Origin of the sequence: Geobacter sp. (assembly GCA_009684525.1) — a bacterium.
Classification (GTDB): domain Bacteria; phylum Desulfobacterota; class Desulfuromonadia; order Geobacterales; family DSM-12255; genus Geoanaerobacter.
In genome coordinates this window covers 907,066-924,463 of sequence record WKKR01000001.1, presented here as the reverse complement: position 1 = coordinate 924,463, position 17,398 = coordinate 907,066, and the positions used below count along the sequence as shown (strand labels likewise).

Annotated in this window: 20 protein-coding genes; 5 read left to right on the top strand and 15 right to left on the bottom strand. The window is 60.9% G+C overall.

The window, feature by feature from the left end:
- Nucleotides 1-49: 49 nt before the first annotated feature.
- From cysD to GJT30_04050, 11 genes are all read right to left on the bottom strand, one after another.
- Complete coding sequence (gene cysD, locus GJT30_04100) at nt 50-853, bottom strand: sulfate adenylyltransferase subunit CysD (GenBank protein ID MSM38790.1); 804 nt, start codon at nt 851-853, stop codon at nt 50-52.
- 44 nt (nt 854-897) lie between these two features.
- On the bottom strand, nt 898-1,605 hold the full coding sequence (locus GJT30_04095; protein ID MSM38789.1) for a phosphoadenylyl-sulfate reductase: 708 nt from the start codon (nt 1,603-1,605) through the stop codon (nt 898-900).
- A 3-nt stretch (nt 1,606-1,608) separates the two neighbouring features.
- The gene (locus GJT30_04090) at nt 1,609-1,842 is read right to left on the bottom strand and encodes a sulfurtransferase TusA family protein (GenBank protein MSM38788.1); all 234 of its coding nucleotides are present in this window, start codon (nt 1,840-1,842) and stop codon (nt 1,609-1,611) included.
- Nucleotides 1,839-2,795, bottom strand: coding sequence for a 4Fe-4S dicluster domain-containing protein (locus GJT30_04085; GenBank protein MSM38787.1), 957 nt, complete (start codon nt 2,793-2,795; stop codon nt 1,839-1,841). The genes GJT30_04090 and GJT30_04085 overlap by 4 nt, the downstream gene beginning before the upstream one ends.
- Before the next feature lie 375 nt (nt 2,796-3,170).
- Nucleotides 3,171-3,905: an NADH-quinone oxidoreductase subunit NuoB gene (gene nuoB, locus GJT30_04080; GenBank protein MSM38786.1), complete on the bottom strand. Its 735-nt coding sequence runs from the start codon at nt 3,903-3,905 to the stop codon at nt 3,171-3,173.
- A 4-nt stretch (nt 3,906-3,909) separates the two neighbouring features.
- A complete protein-coding gene (locus tag GJT30_04075; protein ID MSM38785.1) occupies nt 3,910-4,770 on the bottom strand; it encodes a helix-turn-helix domain-containing protein in 861 nt (286 codons plus the stop codon).
- 14 nt (nt 4,771-4,784) lie between these two features.
- Complete coding sequence (locus GJT30_04070; GenBank protein MSM38784.1) at nt 4,785-6,302, bottom strand: hydrogenase; 1,518 nt, start codon at nt 6,300-6,302, stop codon at nt 4,785-4,787.
- The gene (locus tag GJT30_04065) at nt 6,299-7,735 is read right to left on the bottom strand and encodes a hydrogenase (GenBank protein ID MSM38783.1); all 1,437 of its coding nucleotides are present in this window, start codon (nt 7,733-7,735) and stop codon (nt 6,299-6,301) included. Before GJT30_04065 ends, GJT30_04070 begins: the two co-directional genes overlap by 4 nt.
- Before the next feature lie 3 nt (nt 7,736-7,738).
- On the bottom strand, nt 7,739-8,380 hold the full coding sequence (locus tag GJT30_04060) for a hydrogenase (GenBank protein ID MSM38782.1): 642 nt from the start codon (nt 8,378-8,380) through the stop codon (nt 7,739-7,741).
- Nucleotides 8,381-8,383: 3 nt separating this feature from the next.
- Nucleotides 8,384-9,292, bottom strand: coding sequence for a hydrogenase (locus GJT30_04055; GenBank protein ID MSM38781.1), 909 nt, complete (start codon nt 9,290-9,292; stop codon nt 8,384-8,386).
- A gap of 52 nt (nt 9,293-9,344) precedes the next feature.
- Nucleotides 9,345-11,345 carry a hydrogenase gene (locus GJT30_04050; GenBank protein ID MSM38780.1) on the bottom strand — a complete coding sequence of 667 codons (2,001 nt, stop codon included), beginning with the start codon at nt 11,343-11,345 and terminating at the stop codon, nt 9,345-9,347.
- 156 nt (nt 11,346-11,501) lie between these two features.
- On the opposite strand from GJT30_04050, the gene GJT30_04045 reads away from it, so the two are divergent.
- The 5 genes from GJT30_04045 (at nt 11,502) to GJT30_04025 (ending at nt 15,337) form a co-directional block, all read left to right on the top strand.
- A complete protein-coding gene (locus GJT30_04045; protein ID MSM38779.1) occupies nt 11,502-11,738 on the top strand; it encodes an antitoxin in 237 nt (78 codons plus the stop codon).
- Nucleotides 11,731-12,069: a type II toxin-antitoxin system PemK/MazF family toxin gene (locus tag GJT30_04040; protein ID MSM38778.1), complete on the top strand. Its 339-nt coding sequence runs from the start codon at nt 11,731-11,733 to the stop codon at nt 12,067-12,069. The genes GJT30_04045 and GJT30_04040 overlap by 8 nt, the downstream gene beginning before the upstream one ends.
- Nucleotides 12,070-12,105: 36 nt before the next feature.
- Nucleotides 12,106-12,792, top strand: a complete 687-nt coding sequence (locus GJT30_04035; protein MSM38777.1) for a helix-turn-helix domain-containing protein — start codon at nt 12,106-12,108, stop codon at nt 12,790-12,792.
- Nucleotides 12,789-14,786 carry a hydrogenase gene (locus GJT30_04030; protein MSM38776.1) on the top strand — a complete coding sequence of 666 codons (1,998 nt, stop codon included), beginning with the start codon at nt 12,789-12,791 and terminating at the stop codon, nt 14,784-14,786. The genes GJT30_04035 and GJT30_04030 overlap by 4 nt, the downstream gene beginning before the upstream one ends.
- A gap of 326 nt (nt 14,787-15,112) precedes the next feature.
- Nucleotides 15,113-15,337: a hypothetical protein gene (locus GJT30_04025; GenBank protein MSM38775.1), complete on the top strand. Its 225-nt coding sequence runs from the start codon at nt 15,113-15,115 to the stop codon at nt 15,335-15,337.
- Nucleotides 15,338-15,434: 97 nt separating this feature from the next.
- On the opposite strand, the gene GJT30_04020 is transcribed toward GJT30_04025, so the two are convergent.
- From GJT30_04020 to GJT30_04005, 4 genes are all read right to left on the bottom strand, one after another.
- Nucleotides 15,435-16,001: a cation-binding protein gene (locus GJT30_04020; protein MSM38774.1), complete on the bottom strand. Its 567-nt coding sequence runs from the start codon at nt 15,999-16,001 to the stop codon at nt 15,435-15,437.
- A 6-nt stretch (nt 16,002-16,007) separates the two neighbouring features.
- Entirely contained in the window at nt 16,008-16,460 is a 453-nt protein-coding gene (locus tag GJT30_04015) for an iron-sulfur cluster-binding oxidoreductase (GenBank protein ID MSM38773.1), read from the bottom strand.
- Nucleotides 16,461-16,476: 16 nt separating this feature from the next.
- Complete coding sequence (locus tag GJT30_04010; GenBank protein ID MSM38772.1) at nt 16,477-16,698, bottom strand: hypothetical protein; 222 nt, start codon at nt 16,696-16,698, stop codon at nt 16,477-16,479.
- A 107-nt stretch (nt 16,699-16,805) separates the two neighbouring features.
- Complete coding sequence (locus tag GJT30_04005; protein ID MSM38771.1) at nt 16,806-17,354, bottom strand: HDIG domain-containing protein; 549 nt, start codon at nt 17,352-17,354, stop codon at nt 16,806-16,808.
- Nucleotides 17,355-17,398 lie beyond the last annotated feature (44 nt).

Here is a 17,398-nt window from a genome sequence, read left to right as displayed (position 1 = left end):
TCAGCGCTGGTCTTGCACGCCTCCTGCTGTCAACAGTTGCCATACGGTGTCACATGTAGCCCTGGGCGCGCAGCTTCTGCATTGCATAGGCATTTTCCTGGTCCTGGGCCCTGCCTGCACGCTCAGGTGTTTTGGTAGCCCTGAGTTCGTCGATGATTTCGGCGACCGAGACCGCCTTTGAATCGATCGGAGTGGTGCACGGCATGCACCCCAGAGAGCGGAACCGCTTGCCGTCCCTGGCGAAATAGAGGGGGCAGATCTCTATTGCTTCCTGCTGGATATATTCCCAGATATTCAGTTCGGTCCAGTGCAGGATCGGGTGGACACGGATATGGGTGCCGGGAGCAAAACTGGTGTTGAACTGGTCCCAGAGTTCGGGAGGTTGGTCCTTGTAGGTCCACTCCGAGTTCTTGTCCCGTGGCGAAAAAACGCGCTCTTTGGCGCGGCTCCCTTCCTCGTCGCGGCGGATACCGAGGAAGAGGCCGTGAAAGTCGTGCTCTTCGATTACCCGGGTGAGCCCGTCTGTCTTGAGCTTTTTGCAGCAGACCAGCCTACCCTGGGCCGGTCCCATGCCGCTGGCAATGGCCTCCTCGTTTCTGCCGACAATCAGTCGAGCTCCCCATTCCCGTACCATCCGATCCCGGAATTCGATCATTTCCGGGTACTTGTAGGTCGTGTCGATGTGGATCAGAGGGAAAGGGAGCTGCCCGAAAAAGGCCTTACGTGCCAGATGGATCATGACCGTGGAATCCTTGCCGATCGAGTAGAGCATGGCCAGGTTATCGAATTTACGATATGCCTCGCGGAAGATGTAGATGGAACGGTTTTCCAGTTCCTTCAGATGGTTGTACATGGATGATCTCCTCGTTGGCTGTTATAGGGCGCAGTAATGCTTTGTTATCGTCGATGCAAGCCGCATTCTCTGTGCTCGGGATTTTCCCACCACCAGCGACCGGAGCGCGGGTGCTCGCCTGGTGCCACAGGACGGGTACAGGGGGCGCAGCCGATGGACGGGTAACCTTGTCGGTGCAACCGGTTTACGGGCAGACGATGGGCATCTGCATACGTCCACACCCGGTCGCTGTTCCACTCAAGAAGCGGATTGATCTTCAGAATGCCGCCATGAGCCGTGTCAATCTCAATGGGTGAGATGCTCTCCCTGGTCACCCCCTGGTCGCGGCGCAATCCGGTGATCCAGCCCGCAAGACCGGTAAGAGCTCTTCCCAGGGGCTCTATCTTGCGGATTTGGCAGCACTGGTGGCGTTTTTCCAAGGACTCCCGAAAGGATAGCGGTCCCTCCCGGCTCAGAAGCGCTTCAACGGCCTCACGGTCCGGAAAATGCCACGCAATGTCCAGCCGGTAGCGCTCGGTGATTGCAGCGGCAACCTCATAGGTCTCTTCGGGAAGTCTTCCCGTGTCCAGAGCAAATAGGGCAATCGGCAGATCGAGGACGTGGAGCATGTCGATGATCACGATATCTTCAACCGAAAACGAACAGGCAAGGCTGACCGGTCCGGCGGCCGCTGCAATCCCGGCCAGAAGGATATCCTCTGACGATGCATTACGCGGGAGCTGCGGGATGTCGCTGCGTAGTTTTTCTGGCATGATTCAGCCCTCCTCGTCAGTCCCTTTCAGGATCGAGAGCTCGTAGTGTCCTTCAGATTCGCGCAGTCCGAGCAGACGGTGGCCTTCTGCCTTGAGGCTGCGGGGGATGTTTTTGAGCGCCTCGCCGTCTTCGAGCAGGAGTATGATCTCTTCACCTGGCGCAATCTGTTCCAGGGCCAGTTTGGCTTTGACGAAGTTGGTCGGGCAGCAGACTCCTCTTAGGTCGATTGTATTCATAGGTTCTTCCTTCCTGACCCTACCTGGGTATCGACAATCTGTGGCGGAATGGTCTCGGTTACCACATGGTCGGGGAATTTTATCCGCAGTCTGGCAAGCAACGAATCCGGCCCTTTCCTGAGAAGAACGTCACCGAGCCGTATCCTGCCGAGACCTTCAGCGTTCTCGCAATACCAGGATAGGACTTCGCTGATGAAAGCTACCACTTCCTCTGCCGGCAGGAAGGATGCGTACAGGGTGCCCACCAGTGGGTGGCGACCCCATTTGCCGCCGATGCGCACCATGTAGCCCCTACGGCGAGCTTTCCACGCATCGGTCGGGCAGACCTTGATGCAGTCGCCGCAATGGGTGCAGGCAGAGCAGTCTCTGACAGGTCTTTTGTCTCCTGACATGGTGATGGCCTTGTCCGAGCATGTTTTGGCGCAGAGGCCGCACCCGATGCATGCATCGGGCTGCAGTTCCGGCTCGACTGCTCCCTGGAATCCCACATCATTAATGGCGGACTTTGGGCAGTCGAAAGGGCAGCCCGCAAACCCAACCTTGAACTTGTGGTGGCCGGTGGGGGTGCCGAACAGGTGCTGATCAACCTCCATGGCGGATTTCTGCGTGTCGATCAGACCGTTGGGGTTGTACTCGCATCCGCCACAGGCCGTTGGGACCCGCAGTCGTGCTCCACAAGTGGCGACCTGTTGGCCTGCCTCTTCCAATTCCTCGACAATTGCGTCGAAATGCCTGCAATCTATGTTGATGAGCTCGATCGATTGCCGAACCGAGAGATGAACGAATTCACCACCGTATTTATCCGCAACAGCGGCGATCTGTTTCAGCCGGTTGACCGCGAGTCTTCCCCCTGGCACCCGCAGTCGCACGGTGAAGAGGTCTTTGCCTTTTTCCTTGATGAATCCGCCTGATTTCAGATTGGCCAAATCGATCTTCTTGGTGTTCCTGGACATCTATCATCCCTCCGCGAAAGGTGTTGATCGGCCGGCGTTTCTGGGCAATACGTCATAGCGCCTGTCAGCAGCGGCGGTCTGTAATCGTTGTTTCATCTGCCGCCATGATGGTTGGGTGACCACCGCATCAGGCGATCCCAGCCCGCAGACATCGATGATGATCAAATAATATAAATTATAAATCTATCGATTAAGTAGGATATATTGTGAAAAAATATGCCGCTGCTGTGTTCCCTCACTTAAGAAGAAGGTGATGACATGTGCGAAGCGGTCAGTTACAGAAAACGTGTAATATCTATAAAGACTATCAATGTAATAGATTGTATATAGAAAACTTGAGTGGATTGCAAGGGAAATTTTCAAGCCTTGGTTAAGCTAGCGAACTTTATCGAGTATCCGCAGCAGCCCGTCCAGGATCGTTGCGGGGTGCGGGGGGCAGCCGGGGATGTAGAGGTCGACGGGCAACAGGCCGTCGATGCCGTTGTGGACGGCCTCGGCGTCCTGGAACGGTCCGCCGTTGATGGCGCAGGCGCCGCAGGCGACAACGATCTTCGGCGCAGGAATGGCTTCATAGGTCTGCAGCAGGGCCAGCCGCATGTTTTCGGTCACCGGGCCGGTCACCCAGAGCCCGTCGGCATGGCGGGGGGAGGCGACGAACTGGATGCCGAAACGGCCCAGGTCCCAGCCGATGGTCGAGAGTACGTTGGTGTCGGCTTCGCAGGCGTTGCAGCCGCCCGCGCTGACTTCGCGGAACTTGAGGGAGCGGCCGAACAGCTTGCGCAGGTCAGGGGGGAGGGGGGCGGCGAAGTGGCGCTCCGCTCCGGGCCGTACCAGGAGGTCGTCCCGTTTTGTCACGGCGAGCCGGTAGTCAGTGGTGAACGAGACGGGGCCGGCAAGGCACTCGGCGCAGAACAGGCATTTCCCCAGGTCCAGGCAGCCGCCGTCCGTGTCGGAGAGCGCACCGAACGGGCATGCGTCGCTCCCGGCGGTCAGGGCTCCCGGTTTCAGGTCGGGATAACCGCGAAGCCGGTCCGACATCTTGAGCGGCGCCTTCGGGTACGGCATCGTCCTGTGCCCCTGCTTGATCCGGGCGATGAGTGCGTGAATCATATCCCTATCCTTCCTCTTCCTTGTCGCTTGAATGGCCGAGTTTCGCGGAGATCCGGGCTGCCGTCTCCCTGACCAGAGGGATCAACGAGCCGTTCAGGCGTTCCTCTCCCATCCTGAAGGCGGGCAGCGAGACCACTACCGCCGCGATCACCTTCCCCGTGTGGTTCCGTATCGGTGCCGCAACTCCGCACACCCCCGTTTCCAGCTCTTCATGGTTGATGGCGATCCCTTGGGCGGCAATCCGGGCCAGGTGCTCTTCGAGTCGTCTCCGATCGACGATTGTCGCCGGCGTGTAGCTGACGAATTCCAGCCCGTCCAGGTATTCGCGGAGCTTGTCCGGGGGAAGATAGGCAAGCTGTGCCTTGCCGCCGGCCGAGCAGTAGGCCGGGAGCAGCGAGGCGAAGCGGGAGACGACCCGCACCGGGAGCCTGGTTTCCAGCTGATCCAGGTAGGCGCATTGGTTGTCGCGCAGCATGGCGATATAGACCGTCTCTTCGCAGGCCTGCCACAGTTCCGCGATGAGGGGGCGGGCCTGATGGAACAGGGCAGCCTGGCGGATGAACGTCTGGCTCAGTTCCATGGTGCGCAGGGAGAGATTGAAGTGCTCGGTCAGCCTGTCCTTTTCCAGGTAGCCCCGGCGCTCCAGCGTCGCTGCCAGGCGGACGGTCATGTCCTTGCTCAGGCCGAGTTTCCTCCGGATGGTATCGATCGGCAGACCGTGCGGGGCATGGGCCGCCAGTTCGAGCAGGTCAAAGGCATTGACCACCGACTGGATGACATAGTGCGATTTATCGTCGTGGCGTACCCATGCCTTGGCTGTATCGTCCTTCTTATCCCCTGTGGTACTCCCCAGTTTTCGTGCCATGTATGATAGGTCTCCTACAGGTCGAACCCGCAGTACGAGAGGTTGAAGCTCTTGTTGCAGAGCGGGAAGTCCGATATCTGCTGGCCGCGCAGCGCCATGGCCAACCCCTGCCAGTTGTGGAACGACGGATCGGTAATCTTGTAGCGCCGGAAACGGCTGTTGGCGTCGGTCAGGGCCACATGGCAGATCTCGCCACGCCAGCCCTCGGTCAGAGCCACGGCGCACCGGTTGGCGCCGATGGCCGGGACAGCCACGCGGTGGCCGCCGGCCGGGAATTGCCGCAGCTGCTCGGTGACGAAATCCAGCGATTTCTGTGCCTCCTGCCAGCGGATCACCGTTCTGGCGCAGACATCGCCGTGGTAGCCGGTCACGACCGGGATATGCACCATCCGGAAGATGCCGAAGGGGAAATCCTGCCGCACATCGCGCTTTAAGCCGGATGCCCTGGCCGCCGGTCCCACCAGCCCCAGTTCCGCCGCAAACTCCTGCGGCACGGCACCGGTCCCCTCCAGCCGCCCCATCACCGACGGCGTGCTCCAGAGCAGGTCGATCGCCGTGGTCAGCTCGCTGCGGGCGGTGTCCAGGCTTTTCAGCAGACCGTTTCGCAGCTCCTTGTCCAGGTCGAAGATCGTCCCGCCGGGGCAGAGAAGACCTCGGCCGAAACGGCTGCCGCAGAGCACTGCGCTCATGTTGAGAAAATCACCCCTGATACGCCCGCAGAAAGAGGCTGTCGGCAGGTAGCCGACGTCGCCCGCGATTGCTCCCAGGTCGCCGGTATGGTTGGCCAGCCGTTCCAGTTCCAGGGCGATGCCGCGAAGTGCCTGGGCGGCGGCAGTAGGGCGAACACCCGCCAACGCCTCCATGACCATGCAGTAGGCCTGCCCATGGCCGATGGTGGTGTCGCCGGCAATGGTTTCCATCTGGAACAGCGAGCGGGGGTGGGGGCCGCCGATGAGCATCTGCTCGATCCCACGGTGCTGGTAGCCCAGGGAGATCTCCAGGTGAAAGACCTGCTCGCCGTGACACTGGAAGCGGAAGTGCCCCGGTTCGATGATGCCGGCATGTACCGGCCCGACCGCGACCTCGTGCACCTCCTCACCGGCCACCTGGTAGAAATCCATCACCCCGACCCGGATCTGCTCGGTACGGGAGCGGCCCCAGCCGTCCCGGTCGGGGATGAACGCCTGGTGGAAACGGACCGGCTTGTACCAGGGGTGGTCATCCATGACCAGCCCGCACTGTTCGGCGATCTCCCGCTCGAACAGCTGCAGTTGCGGGTAGTGGCGGGAGAGGGAGGGAAAATGATCGTGCGTGGCAATGGTCTGCATCATCCCCAGTTGCCCCTCGGACCTGGCGGCCAGGAGGCAGAACAGGGCGGTCTTGTCCCCTTCCGGGACGCCGAAATAGGAAATGACCCGCCACCCGCGATCCAGGTGATCCCCCAGGGTCTGCAGAAACTGGTCGGGTCCGGGGGCTGGGATGTCGCCGATCGGCAGTGCCGAACCATTGTAGAACGTCAGCAGGTCGCTCATGGCCGGGCCTCCAGCAGGGCGGCGCCTTCCCGCAGCAGTTGCAGCAGCGCATCAGGCGGCCAGACCCCGAGAAACAGGATGATCAGCATCATGACGAACGGCGGTCCCACGGTCAGGAGCCGATCCCGGTACTCGCTTTTTTCCAGGTCGGCAGGAGGGGTCCCCATGACCAGGGGGAGGACGGTCAGTGCCATGCCGATGAAGACGATGGACAGAAAGACCAGGAAGAGCCCACCCACCAGGTAGCGTCCTTCGATGAAGGCGCTGCTGACGATGGTGTATTCGCTGATGAAGGGGGAGAAGGGGGGCGAGCCGGTGATGGCGATGAACCCGGCGAGGAACAGCCCTCCCGACCAGGGGAGGCGGGTCAGCGCACCCCGGACCAGATCGGTGGTTTTACTGCCGTAGGAGCGGTGGATGTTGCCCGAAGAGAGGAAGAGCACCCCTTTGGTCAGGCCGTTGTTCATGAGGTGAAACAGGGCGCCGAAGAGCGCACCTTTGCCGAGGCCGAGCCCAATGGCCAGGATTCCCACGTGCTCGACGCTGGAATAGGCGAGCATCCGCTTGAAGTCGGCCTGTTTGGCCATGAAGACGGCGGCAAAGGCCATGGATATCAGGCCGAGGCTGATCAGGGCGTTCTGGAAAAAGACGATCTCCTTACCCGACGAGAGACAGAGCTGATAGACCCGCAGGATGGCCAGAAAGGCGCAGTTGACCAGGCCGCCGGCAAGGAGGGCGCCCACGAGCCCCGGCGCCTCGCCGTAGGCATCGGGCTTCCAGGTGTGGAGCGGCGCCAGGCCCATCTTGGAACCGTAGCCGACCAGCAGGAAGATGAAGGCCGCATGGAGCCACCCCTGGTTCAGATCCTTGGCGGATGCCTTGAGCGAGCTTAAGAGCAGGGTCGCCTCCAGGTGGGCGACATGGGTCGAATAGGCGAGAAAGAGCAGCCCCAGGAGGGCCAGGGCAATGCCGACGGAACAGATCAGCAGGTATTTCCAGGTCGCTTCGATGGAGCGGGCGTTGCGGTTGAAGTAGATGAGAGGCGCCATGGTGACCGTGGTCGTTTCCACGGCAACCCACAAGAGGCCCAGATGCTGGCACATGGTTGCCAGGGTCATGGCCGACAGGCAGGTAAGGAGCCCGATGCAGAGCACGCGGTTGGAGCGCTCCTGGCGATAGGCGAGGTAGCCCACCGAATAGACCGCACAGACGGTGAAGAGCATGCTGATGCAGAGCAGGACGATCTTGCCGAGGGGATCGAGCCAGATCCAGCCGCCGGGAGAGGGGGGCGGCGCATTGCCCGCCAGGTAGAAGGCCATGAGCAGATGCGGTATTGCCACTGCCGGGAGGACCAGGGGGCGATAGCGGTTGTCCGGAACGATCCAGGCAACGAAGGCTCCCAGCAGAGGCAAGAGGACGAAAAGGTAGAGCATCTGCTACTCCTCCTTGAGTGCCCGCAGGCGCGAGGTGTCGATGGATGAGAATTCGCGGCTGATGTGGTTGATGACGATACCCATGACGAAGATACCCACCAGGAGGTCAAGGAGCGCCCCTGCCTCGACCATGACCGGCATCGCCTCGGTGAGGAGCAGGCCGAAGATGAAGATGCCGTTTTCCAGGACCAGATAGCCGATGACCTGCGAGATGGCCTTCTTGCGGGTGGTCAGGATCAGGAAGCCGGACATGAGCGTGGCAATGGAGGCCGGGACAAAGAGCAGCTCCCGGTGTTCCGGGGCCAGCGGGAGTTTCTCGGCAAAGACAAAGGCGAGGGTGGTGAAGATCGCCCCTAGGATCAGGGTTGGCACATAGCCGATGAACGGTTCGATCTCCCTCCGGATCTGGGCCTTGCGCACGGCATCGTTGATCAGGTAGGGGATCACGATCCCTTTGGCGAGGATGATGCCGCAGGTGATGCCGGCCAGATGCCAGGAAAAGGGGTGCACCAGCCCCGGAAGCAGGCCGAGGACCACCCCCTGGACCGCGACCGCCCGGATGCAGAGGGCCATCCGGCTTGAGCCGAGCATGACGAAGTTGATGAGCATGACCAGCACCAGGAGCTGGTCGGCGAATGAACCCATGGGTCACCTCAGGATCAGAAGCATGGCAAAGGCCGAGAGGATGGTCGCGGCGATCAGGAGCTGGGGGATGCGGATCAGGCGCAACCGGGCCATGATCGATTCGACCACGCCGATCAGCACGGCCAGGAGCACCATCCCGACGACGAAAACGCCCCAGTCGCCGAGCGACGAACCGGTCCTGGCGGGGAGGGCGATATTCATGAATATGGCGCCGAGCACGAAGAGTTTCATGGCTGCGCCGTAGAGGATATAGCCGAATGCGGGGCCGCTGTGATCCAGCACCATCACCTCGTGGATCATGGTCAGTTCCAGGTGGGTGTTGGGATCGTCGAACGGGATGCGGCAGTTCTCAGCCAATAGGGTGATGAACAGGGCGCCGACCAACAGGAGCATGGAGGCGCCGGCAGTGATCCAGATGTCAGGGGATGTATAGGTCAGCATGGTCGAAAGGGTCAGGGATTTGCTCATGCGGGCCAGGCTGATCAGGGCGAAGAAGAGGGTCGGTTCGACCAGGCAGGAGAAGGTCACCTCCCGGGCCGCCCCCATCCCCTCGAAGCTGGAGCCGGTGTCAAGCGCCGCGGCAGTGGTAAAGAAGCGGGAGAGGCCGAACAGGTAGGCGAAGAGGATCATGTCGCCGGTAAAGGATACCGGCGCGCTATGGTTGCCCAGCGGCACCAGTGTCGCCGCGACCAGGGTTGCCGCCAGGGTGACCACCGGGCCGGCCCTGAAGATCCAGGTCGTGGTTTCGCTGAAGACCGACCCTTTCTGCAACAGTTTCACCAGGTCGTAGTAGGGCTGCAGAAAGGGGGCCCCGACCCGGCCGGCAAAGGCGGCCTTGGTCTTGCCGATGATCCCGAGCAGCAGGGGGGGCATGAGCAGAATCAGGGAGAAATGTATGATCGTGTCGGTCATGAATAACGATCCTCTGTGAAAAGCCGGCGCTTCAGCGGCCCGAAGTCAGGCATCAGTGTCGCCACATCATCAGGACGAACAGCGTGGCAAAGATGTAGAGCATATAGAGATGCATCTGGCCATGCTGCATCCTGCGCAGATAGGAAAATGCCAGGCCGATGGCCTGGAAAACCGGAATAAGCACCCGGTCGAGGATGCTTTCCGTTGTTGCATAGCAGAAACGGGCCGCTGCGGGAAGCGGTCCCGAAAGGGACGGGCCGCTGCGGCTGACCGTGACAAAGGGGGCGAACAGGTTCGAGGCCATCTCGGCAAAGGATGTCCCGGTGTATTGCATGCGCGCCGTCGGGGCCAGGTAGCCGCATCCCCAGGTGGCGGCGGTTGCGCGGGGGAGCTTGACGGTCTGCCGCGTGTAGAAGACCCCGATCGCCAGGATGAGCAGGAGCAGCGAGAGATTGAGCAGGGTGAACGAGGCCAGCGGCACGCTGCTCTCCATCTGGTCGATAATTGCCGTCGGGAGCTGCGCATATGAAGCCACTGCCGGCGTGACCAGCCTGAGGAGCAGTTGGCCGCAGACCCCTGCAACCAGGCAGAAGAGGGCGAACAGCGACATGGGTGCGAGCATGGCAAGGGGGGGCTCGTGGGCATGGGCAGCTTCCGGGGACCGGGGGGAACCGAGGAAGATGGTGCCGAACAGCTTGATGAAGGTGATGACCGCAATCCCGCCGACAAGCGCCAGAAGGGGTGCAACCAGCGCCAGGGCCGGCAGTGGCGAAGAGATCGCATCGTTGAATGCGCCGAGGTAGAGGAACAGTTCGCCGATGAAGCCGTTCAAGGGGGGGAGACCGCAGATGGCCAGCGAACCGGCCAGAAACAGCGGTGCCGTCCGCGGGAGCCGGCGGGACAGCCCTCCCATCCGGTCGATTTCCCGCGTGCCCGTCGTATGGATGATCGCCCCTGCGCCGAGAAAGAGGAGCGGCTTGAACAGGGCGTGGTTGAGGATATGGATGAAGCAGCCGGTCAGGCCGAACGCCGCGAGCAGGGGGGTATTGGTCTGGATGCCGATCAGCGCCATGCCGAGGCCGATGAAGATGATGCCGATGTTTTCTATGCTGCTGCAGGCCAGAAGCCGCTTGATGTCACGCTGCGCGGATGCCAGCGCAATGCCGGACAGGGCGGATATCCCTCCCAGGCAGAGGATAAGCCAGCCGAGCCAGGCCGGCGGCAGGGAGAAAAAGGATACGGTCCGGATGATGCCGTAGACCCCGATCTTCAGCATGACCCCCGACATCATGGCCGAGACGTGGCTCGGGGCATTGGCGTGGGCAGAGGGGAGCCAGATATGGAGCGGCATGATGCCGGCCTTGGCGCCGAATCCGATCAGTGCCGTTACCAGGATGACCGTGGCCAAGCCCGGGTCGGGCGAAAGTGAGTGGGGAACGGGGAAGGCAAAGGAGGCAGTTGTGCCGCGCAGCATGGCAAACAGGATGAACAGCGCCATGGTGCCGATATGGGTGGCGATCAGGTAGACCATGCCCGCCCGCTGGACATCCGGGTCGCGCTGGTCGGTGGTCAGGAGGAAAAACGCCGAGAGCGCCATGATCTCCCATGCGATGAGCAGGACAACCCCGTTGCGCGCAAGGACGACCAGAGCCATGGCGGCTGACAGCAGGCCGAAGAAGAAGGTGAGTTTTTTCTCCGAACCGGGGTGTTCTCCGGCGGGCCAGTAGGCAACGGCATAGACGGCACAGCAGCCCGAAGCCAGGAACAGGGGGATAAGAAACAGCGCGGAGAGGGGGTCTGCAGAGAATTCGCACGGTCCGAAGGGGAGGTGCCAGTCAAGGAGATAGCCGGCGGTCGAGCTGCCGGTCACGACGGTCAGCACAGCAGTGCCCGTACCCAGCAGGGCGGCAATGACGCAGATGCCGGTTGCGATCAGCTGTCCCCATCCCGGTTTCTTGATGAACAGGCCGGGAAGCCCCGATATTCCGAAGAGGACGACGGAAGCGACCATCCCGGCGAAAAGGTAATCAGTTATCTGCCAGCCAGCTGCCATGAAAGATCCCGTATGGGTGTGCATGTCGTATATGTCTGAATGAAATGAAGTGTCGTACGACATGTATGACGACGAAAAAAATCCTAACACTTTCCTGAAAAAAATGGTATAAAAATTTATGCGTCATTAATTATCTGTGACGTACAGGAGTTGAATATGCCGAATACGCGATTGAACATAACCCTGCCCACGCCGATCGTCGACGACATCAAGGCGCTTTACGGACAACGCGGTTTGAGCCAGTTTCTGGAAGAGGCGGCCAGGGAAAAGCTTGCCGAGGTGAAGAAGAAGGCCTACAAGGGGCTGATAGAAGGATACCGGGCCACTGCCGAGGAGACCGTCGAGATGTTGAAGCGGCTGGAATCGGCGGTTACGGAGGAGCGGGATGTTTAAGCGGGGAGGCATCTACTCGGTGAATCTCGCCCATGACGAGGAGCGGGGCAAGGAGACCTGTCCCTGCCTGGTCGTGAGCAACAACATCAGCAACGAGTTCTCGCCGGTGATCACCATTATCCCCCTCACCTTTTCCTGCCTGGAAAAGATCTACGAATTCGAGACCCTGCTGCCGGCTGCCAACAGTGGCCTGGGGCGGGATGCGAAAATCAGTTCGCATATTATCATTACCATAGACAAGACCAAGGTCGTGGGGGACCGGCTCGGTTTCCTGACCAAGACGCTTCTGAAAAAGGTGGACAAGACGCTGCGGTTTCAGCTCGATCTCTGACGGGGGCGGCTCAGGGCAGGCAGGGAGTTATCATACATGCATCTCAAGACAGCAGACGTGGCCAAGGCGCTGAACGTCGACGAAAAGACCGTTATGCGCTGGATCAGGAAGGACCGTCTTCCTGCGGAGATGGTCAGCGGCGATTATCAGATCAATCGCGTCGACCTCCTCGAATGGGCTACGGAGCACGGGCTGAAGGTCGATCCCTCGATCTACCGTTTGCTGGATGAAGAGAACGTTGCATTGCCGCTGCTCAGCGAGGCGATCGAAGCGGGGGGGATCCACTGCAATGTTGCCGGTAGTGATGTGCAGACGGTCCTGCAGAACGTGGTCGACCTCTTGAAACTGCCGCCGGAGCTCGATCCCGAATTCATCCTGCAGGTGCTGCTCGCCCGCGAGGCCATGGGGACCACCGCAATCGGCGACGGCATCGCCATCCCCCACGTCCGCAACCCCCTCCTGCTGCAACTGCCGGTGCCGCAGATCAGCCTCTGCTTCCTGGCCCAGCCGGTCGACTTCGGCGCCATCGACGGCAAGCCGGTGCAGATCCTCTTCACCATCACCAGCCCGACCGTGAGGACGCATCTTCACCTGCTTTCCAAGCTCGCCTATGCCCTGCGGGACGGACGTCTGCGCCAGGCGCTCAAGGAACCCTGCCGTATCGATGCGATCATGGCCGCGGTAAGGGAGATCGAGCACGACATCGGGAAAGGTGCTTCATGACGGCCGGTTTCCCGGACATGCTTCCTGCCCCGCTGCTGGTCGGCGCTGCACTCCTGGCTGCGCTTTCCGGCGCGCCGCTGCTCGTCCGGTCGTTTCCCGTCGCCTTTGGCCAGCGGCTGGCTGCCCTGCTCATGTCCGTTGCCGCGTTGGCCGGCCTGGCCGGAGCCGCCATCACCCTCATCTTCAGAGTCACCGCGACCTATGAGCTTGCCTGGTCGCTCCCGTTCGGCGCCATGACCTTTGCCGTCGACCCGCTTTCCGCACTCTTCACCATCCCCGTCCTTCTCGTTTCGCTCTGCTGCGGCATCTACTCGCTCGGCTACTGGCCGGCCCGCGAGCATCCGCGCACGGTCCGCAAGCTGACCTTTTTCCTCGGCCTGCTCGTGTCGGCCATGCTCTGGGTGGTTCTGGCCCGGACCGCGATCCTCTTTCTCTTTGTCTGGGAAATCATGGCGCTGGCAGCCTATTTCGTCCTGACCACCGACGATGCCGATGCCGCCGTGCGGGATGCAGGGGCGCTCTACCTGATCTGCACCCATGTCGGTACCCTTGGCCTGTTCGCCCTCTTTTCCCTGCTCAAGGCCGAGACGGGCAGTTTCGCCTTCCCTGCCGTTGCATCGGTCAGTGCCGCCTCTCCTTACGCCGTGGCGATCTTTCTCCTGGCCCTGTTCGCCTTCGGTTTCAAGGCCGGCATCATGCCGTTCCACGTCTGGCTCCCCTCTGCCCATGCCAACGCCCCGAGCCACGTCTCGGCCATCATGTCGGGCGTTATCCTCAAGATCGGCATCTACGGCATGGTCAGGACCTTTTCGTTCTTTACCGGCATCCCGCAGTGGTGGGGGATCACGGTTCTCGTCCTCGGCATCGTCTCTGCCATCGGCGGCGTCGTCTTTGCCCTGGGACAGCACGACATCAAGCGTCTGCTCGCCTACCACAGCATCGAAAACATCGGCATCATCGCCATGGGGATCGGCATCGCCCTTCTGGGCATTACCAATGGGTCGGCGCTGCTGGTGCTCTTGGGCATGGGTGGCGCCCTGCTGCACGTCATCAACCATGCCACCTTCAAGGCGCTCCTCTTCCTCGGCGCCGGCTCGGTGATCCATGCCGTAGGTACCCGGGAGATCGACCTGATGGGGGGGCTCTTGAAGCGGATGCCCCGGACGGCCCTCTTCTTCATGATCGGTGCCGTGGCGATCTGCGGGCTGCCACCTCTGAACGGTTTTGTCAGCGAGCTGCTGATCTATCTGGGATTTTTCAACGGCGCCATGAACGGTGCGGGTGCCGGCGTTGCGGCCGCTGCCCTGGCGGCACCAGCCCTGGCGCTGGTCGGGGGGCTGGCTGTGGCCTGCTTCGTCAAGGTATTCGGCGTGGTCTTCCTCGGGGTTCCCCGCTCCGAGGCATGCGATCATGCGCATGAGCCGGGGAGAAGCATGCTCCTCCCCATGGCGGTGCTGGCCGTTGTCTGCGGGGTGATCGGTTTTGCCCCCGTTCTGGTCGCACCGCTCCTGGATGCCGCTGTTGCCTGCTGGCAGCCGGGGCTCGTTGTCAGCGGTTCCAGTCTGCTGTCCGCGGCACCGCTGGCGTGGATATCCATCCTGGCGGCGGTATTGGTCTGCCTGGCGGCCCTTTTGTATCGGCTGCGGATGCGCAACACCGCCGCAACGACATCCGTCACCTGGGGATGCGGCTACCTGGCACCGACGGCACGGATGGAGTACACTGCCTCATCGTTCGCGGAGATGCTGGTTTCCCTCTTTGCCGGGATTCTCCGCCCGGATACCCATCTCCCTTGGATCGCCTCTGCCTTCCCCCGGACCAGCCATTTTGCCAGCCATGTTCCGGAAACGGTTCTCGAGCGGATCTATCTGCCGCTGCTCGCCTGGGCGAACGAGAAGATGGCGCCCATCAGAAAGCTGCAGCATGGCCAGCTCCATCTCTACATCCTCTATACCCTGCTGACCCTGATCGCCCTCATGATAGTCCCCGCATAACAGAGCCGCACCCTGCCGTATGAGAACGGAATAATAAAGTTATACACCGCACATTTGATGCCGGCTTACCTGCCCATGGTCTGTAACCCACTGCCAGGTGGCGTTCTACGCCGATACCCAGCCGAAAGGCCCTGTATGTATATTCTATACGTAACCATGCTCCCCTGTATCCCGCCGTGACCCTGGTCTGAGCGCCTCTCACGCAAAAGACGCCTGTCTTTCAATACTTAAAAATTATTTATAAATAAAAATACATTGTGGCATGCCGGATGCAAATTACATAATCAAAACAAACACCATCCAGGTGAAATTCTAAGGAGGACGCCATGAAAACTTTAACCACTCTCTTCGCAGCAGTAGCAGGGATCGCTCCGGCAGCCACCGCATTTGCCGCCTCGGGTGCACGTGAAGACAACAGCGGGATCTACTCCACCATATTCCTCGGCCTCTGTGCCCTGATCGTGGTCGGACAGCTGGTGCCGGCAGCGATGGTGATGCTGGGATTCGCCAAGGGCATCCGGAAGGAAACCAAGGCAACCGAACATGCATAGGGGGTGATGATGCAGCAAAAAAGGTCGCAGCAGACGCTGAAAGGGCCACTCAAACGGGTGGCCCTTTCTCGTTTCGGCATGTTGTGACGGATGGACGCTAGGCAGCCTGCTCCAGCGGTTCGGCAGCGTAACGGGCGATCACCTCTGCGTAGTGTTCGCCATAGCCGGCCGGGACCCGCGACTCGGCAGCATCGTATTCCCGGATGATGTCGTCCCGCATCTCTTCCGGGATGACCCGCTCGGCCAGCGGATAGAGGATCTGGTCCTCCTTGGATATATGCTCCCGCAAAAGCGACACGTACGCAAGGGCAAAGGAGGCTATCTCCTCATCCCGGTTCTGATCACCCCGCAGCGCAGCCAGCGTGGCCTCTTCCATCTTGCGGACAAAGGCCCGGCCATGGTCGTGTTCCATCAGCATGGCCGCCACCGGGCTGTTTTCCCTGGGCATGCCGTTTTCCACCAGGGCCCGGAACAGGACGTCCTCTTCCTTGGCATGATGGAACCGGTCGGCAAAGTTGCGGATGAAATCGACGCCGTCCAGGTAGAAGCGATAGGTGCGGTAGTTCCCGCTACGGGTCAACATGGCGTTTCGCTCCAGGATGTCGAGCATGCGCAGGATCAGTCGATGCTCCGCCACCAGGTTCTGTGTGATATCCCTTTTCATATCCCGTTACCTCCGTTCGCCGTTAATGCCGATGGTTACCGTCTCCAGGGGGATATCCTTCCCCGATTGGGCTAGCGCCTGCCTGACCAGGATGTCCAGTCCGCGGCAACAGGGGACTTCCATGATGGCGACCGTGATGCTTTTGACGTCGTTTTCGCTGAAGATGGTAGCGAGCTTGGCCGTGTAGGCTTCGGTTTCATCGAGCTTCGGGCAGGCGATTGCCAGCGCCTTCCCTTTCAACAGCTCCCCGTGAAAGCTCCCGACGGCAAAGGCCACACAGTCGGCTGCGATCAGGATGTCGGCGTTTTTGAAGTAGGGGGCTGTCGGCGGCACCAGGTGAAGCTGTACCGGCCACTGCCGCAGTTCCGATGGCTGCCGGCCGGCTGCCGGTGCCTGTGTTTCGTTTCGTTCGATGACTCGTGCCATGCTGCCGGGGCAGCCACATCCAAGATTTCCCATGAGGTGTCTCCTTTTTTTATACTGTCTTTTCGTTCAGATAAGATTCGATGTCGATGGCGACTGCCGCCTCTGCTTCGGGTGTCAGGCCATGGATCTTGACCACGTCCTTGAGCAGGCAGATGCCGACCTTGCAGGTGACGCAGCCGATGTCGTAGCGAGCCAGGATTTCGCCGATGGCCGGATCGGTTGCAATGACGTCCTGGATGGCTTTGTCGCCGAGTCCCTGTGGCAGGTTCATGTCGTCCTCCTTGCTGGTGATGATGTCACCCTATCACCCTTTACGACTGGAGGTTATGACCTGAATCAAAAGATGGGGGAAATCCGGGGGGGGTGAAAAAGGGGGGATCAGGGGGAGAAAGGGGCGAAGCGGTCGAGCCAGCCGTCGAATATCCTGAGCTTGTGTTCGCCGAAGTTCTGCAGTCCGGTGCGGACGGCTTCTATGTCCTTTTCCCTGGTAAGGGCACCGGTCTTTTTGGAGTAGAAGAGGTCTGCGAAGCAGATGATTTCCTCCTCCACCGTGGTGGGGGCCATGGTTCGCAGCGGCAGGGGGAGGCGCTGGGCCGCGATGTCTTCGACGGTGAGGCCGACGCCGATGTGCCGCTCGCAGACCAGGGCATGGCGCGGCAGCCCTTCGGCTTCGAGGATGGCGCGGCCGTGGATGCCGTGGGTGATGTAGGGATCGGCGCCGAAGCAGCAGATCCTTGGCGCGTCGATGCGGCAGATGCCGATATCGTGGAGCAGGGCGGCTTCCTCCACGAACTGCACGTCAACCGGGCAGTCGAGCGCAAGGGCAACGCCGACCGCCTTTGCTGCCACCATGCGGCTGTGCTCGACAACGATCCGGAAGGCATCCGGATTGGGAAAGTAGCGTGCCAGGAGGGCAAGGGTGTCCATGGGTACTCCGTTCGGGGATGGTCGTAGTATGGAAGAGGAGCGGG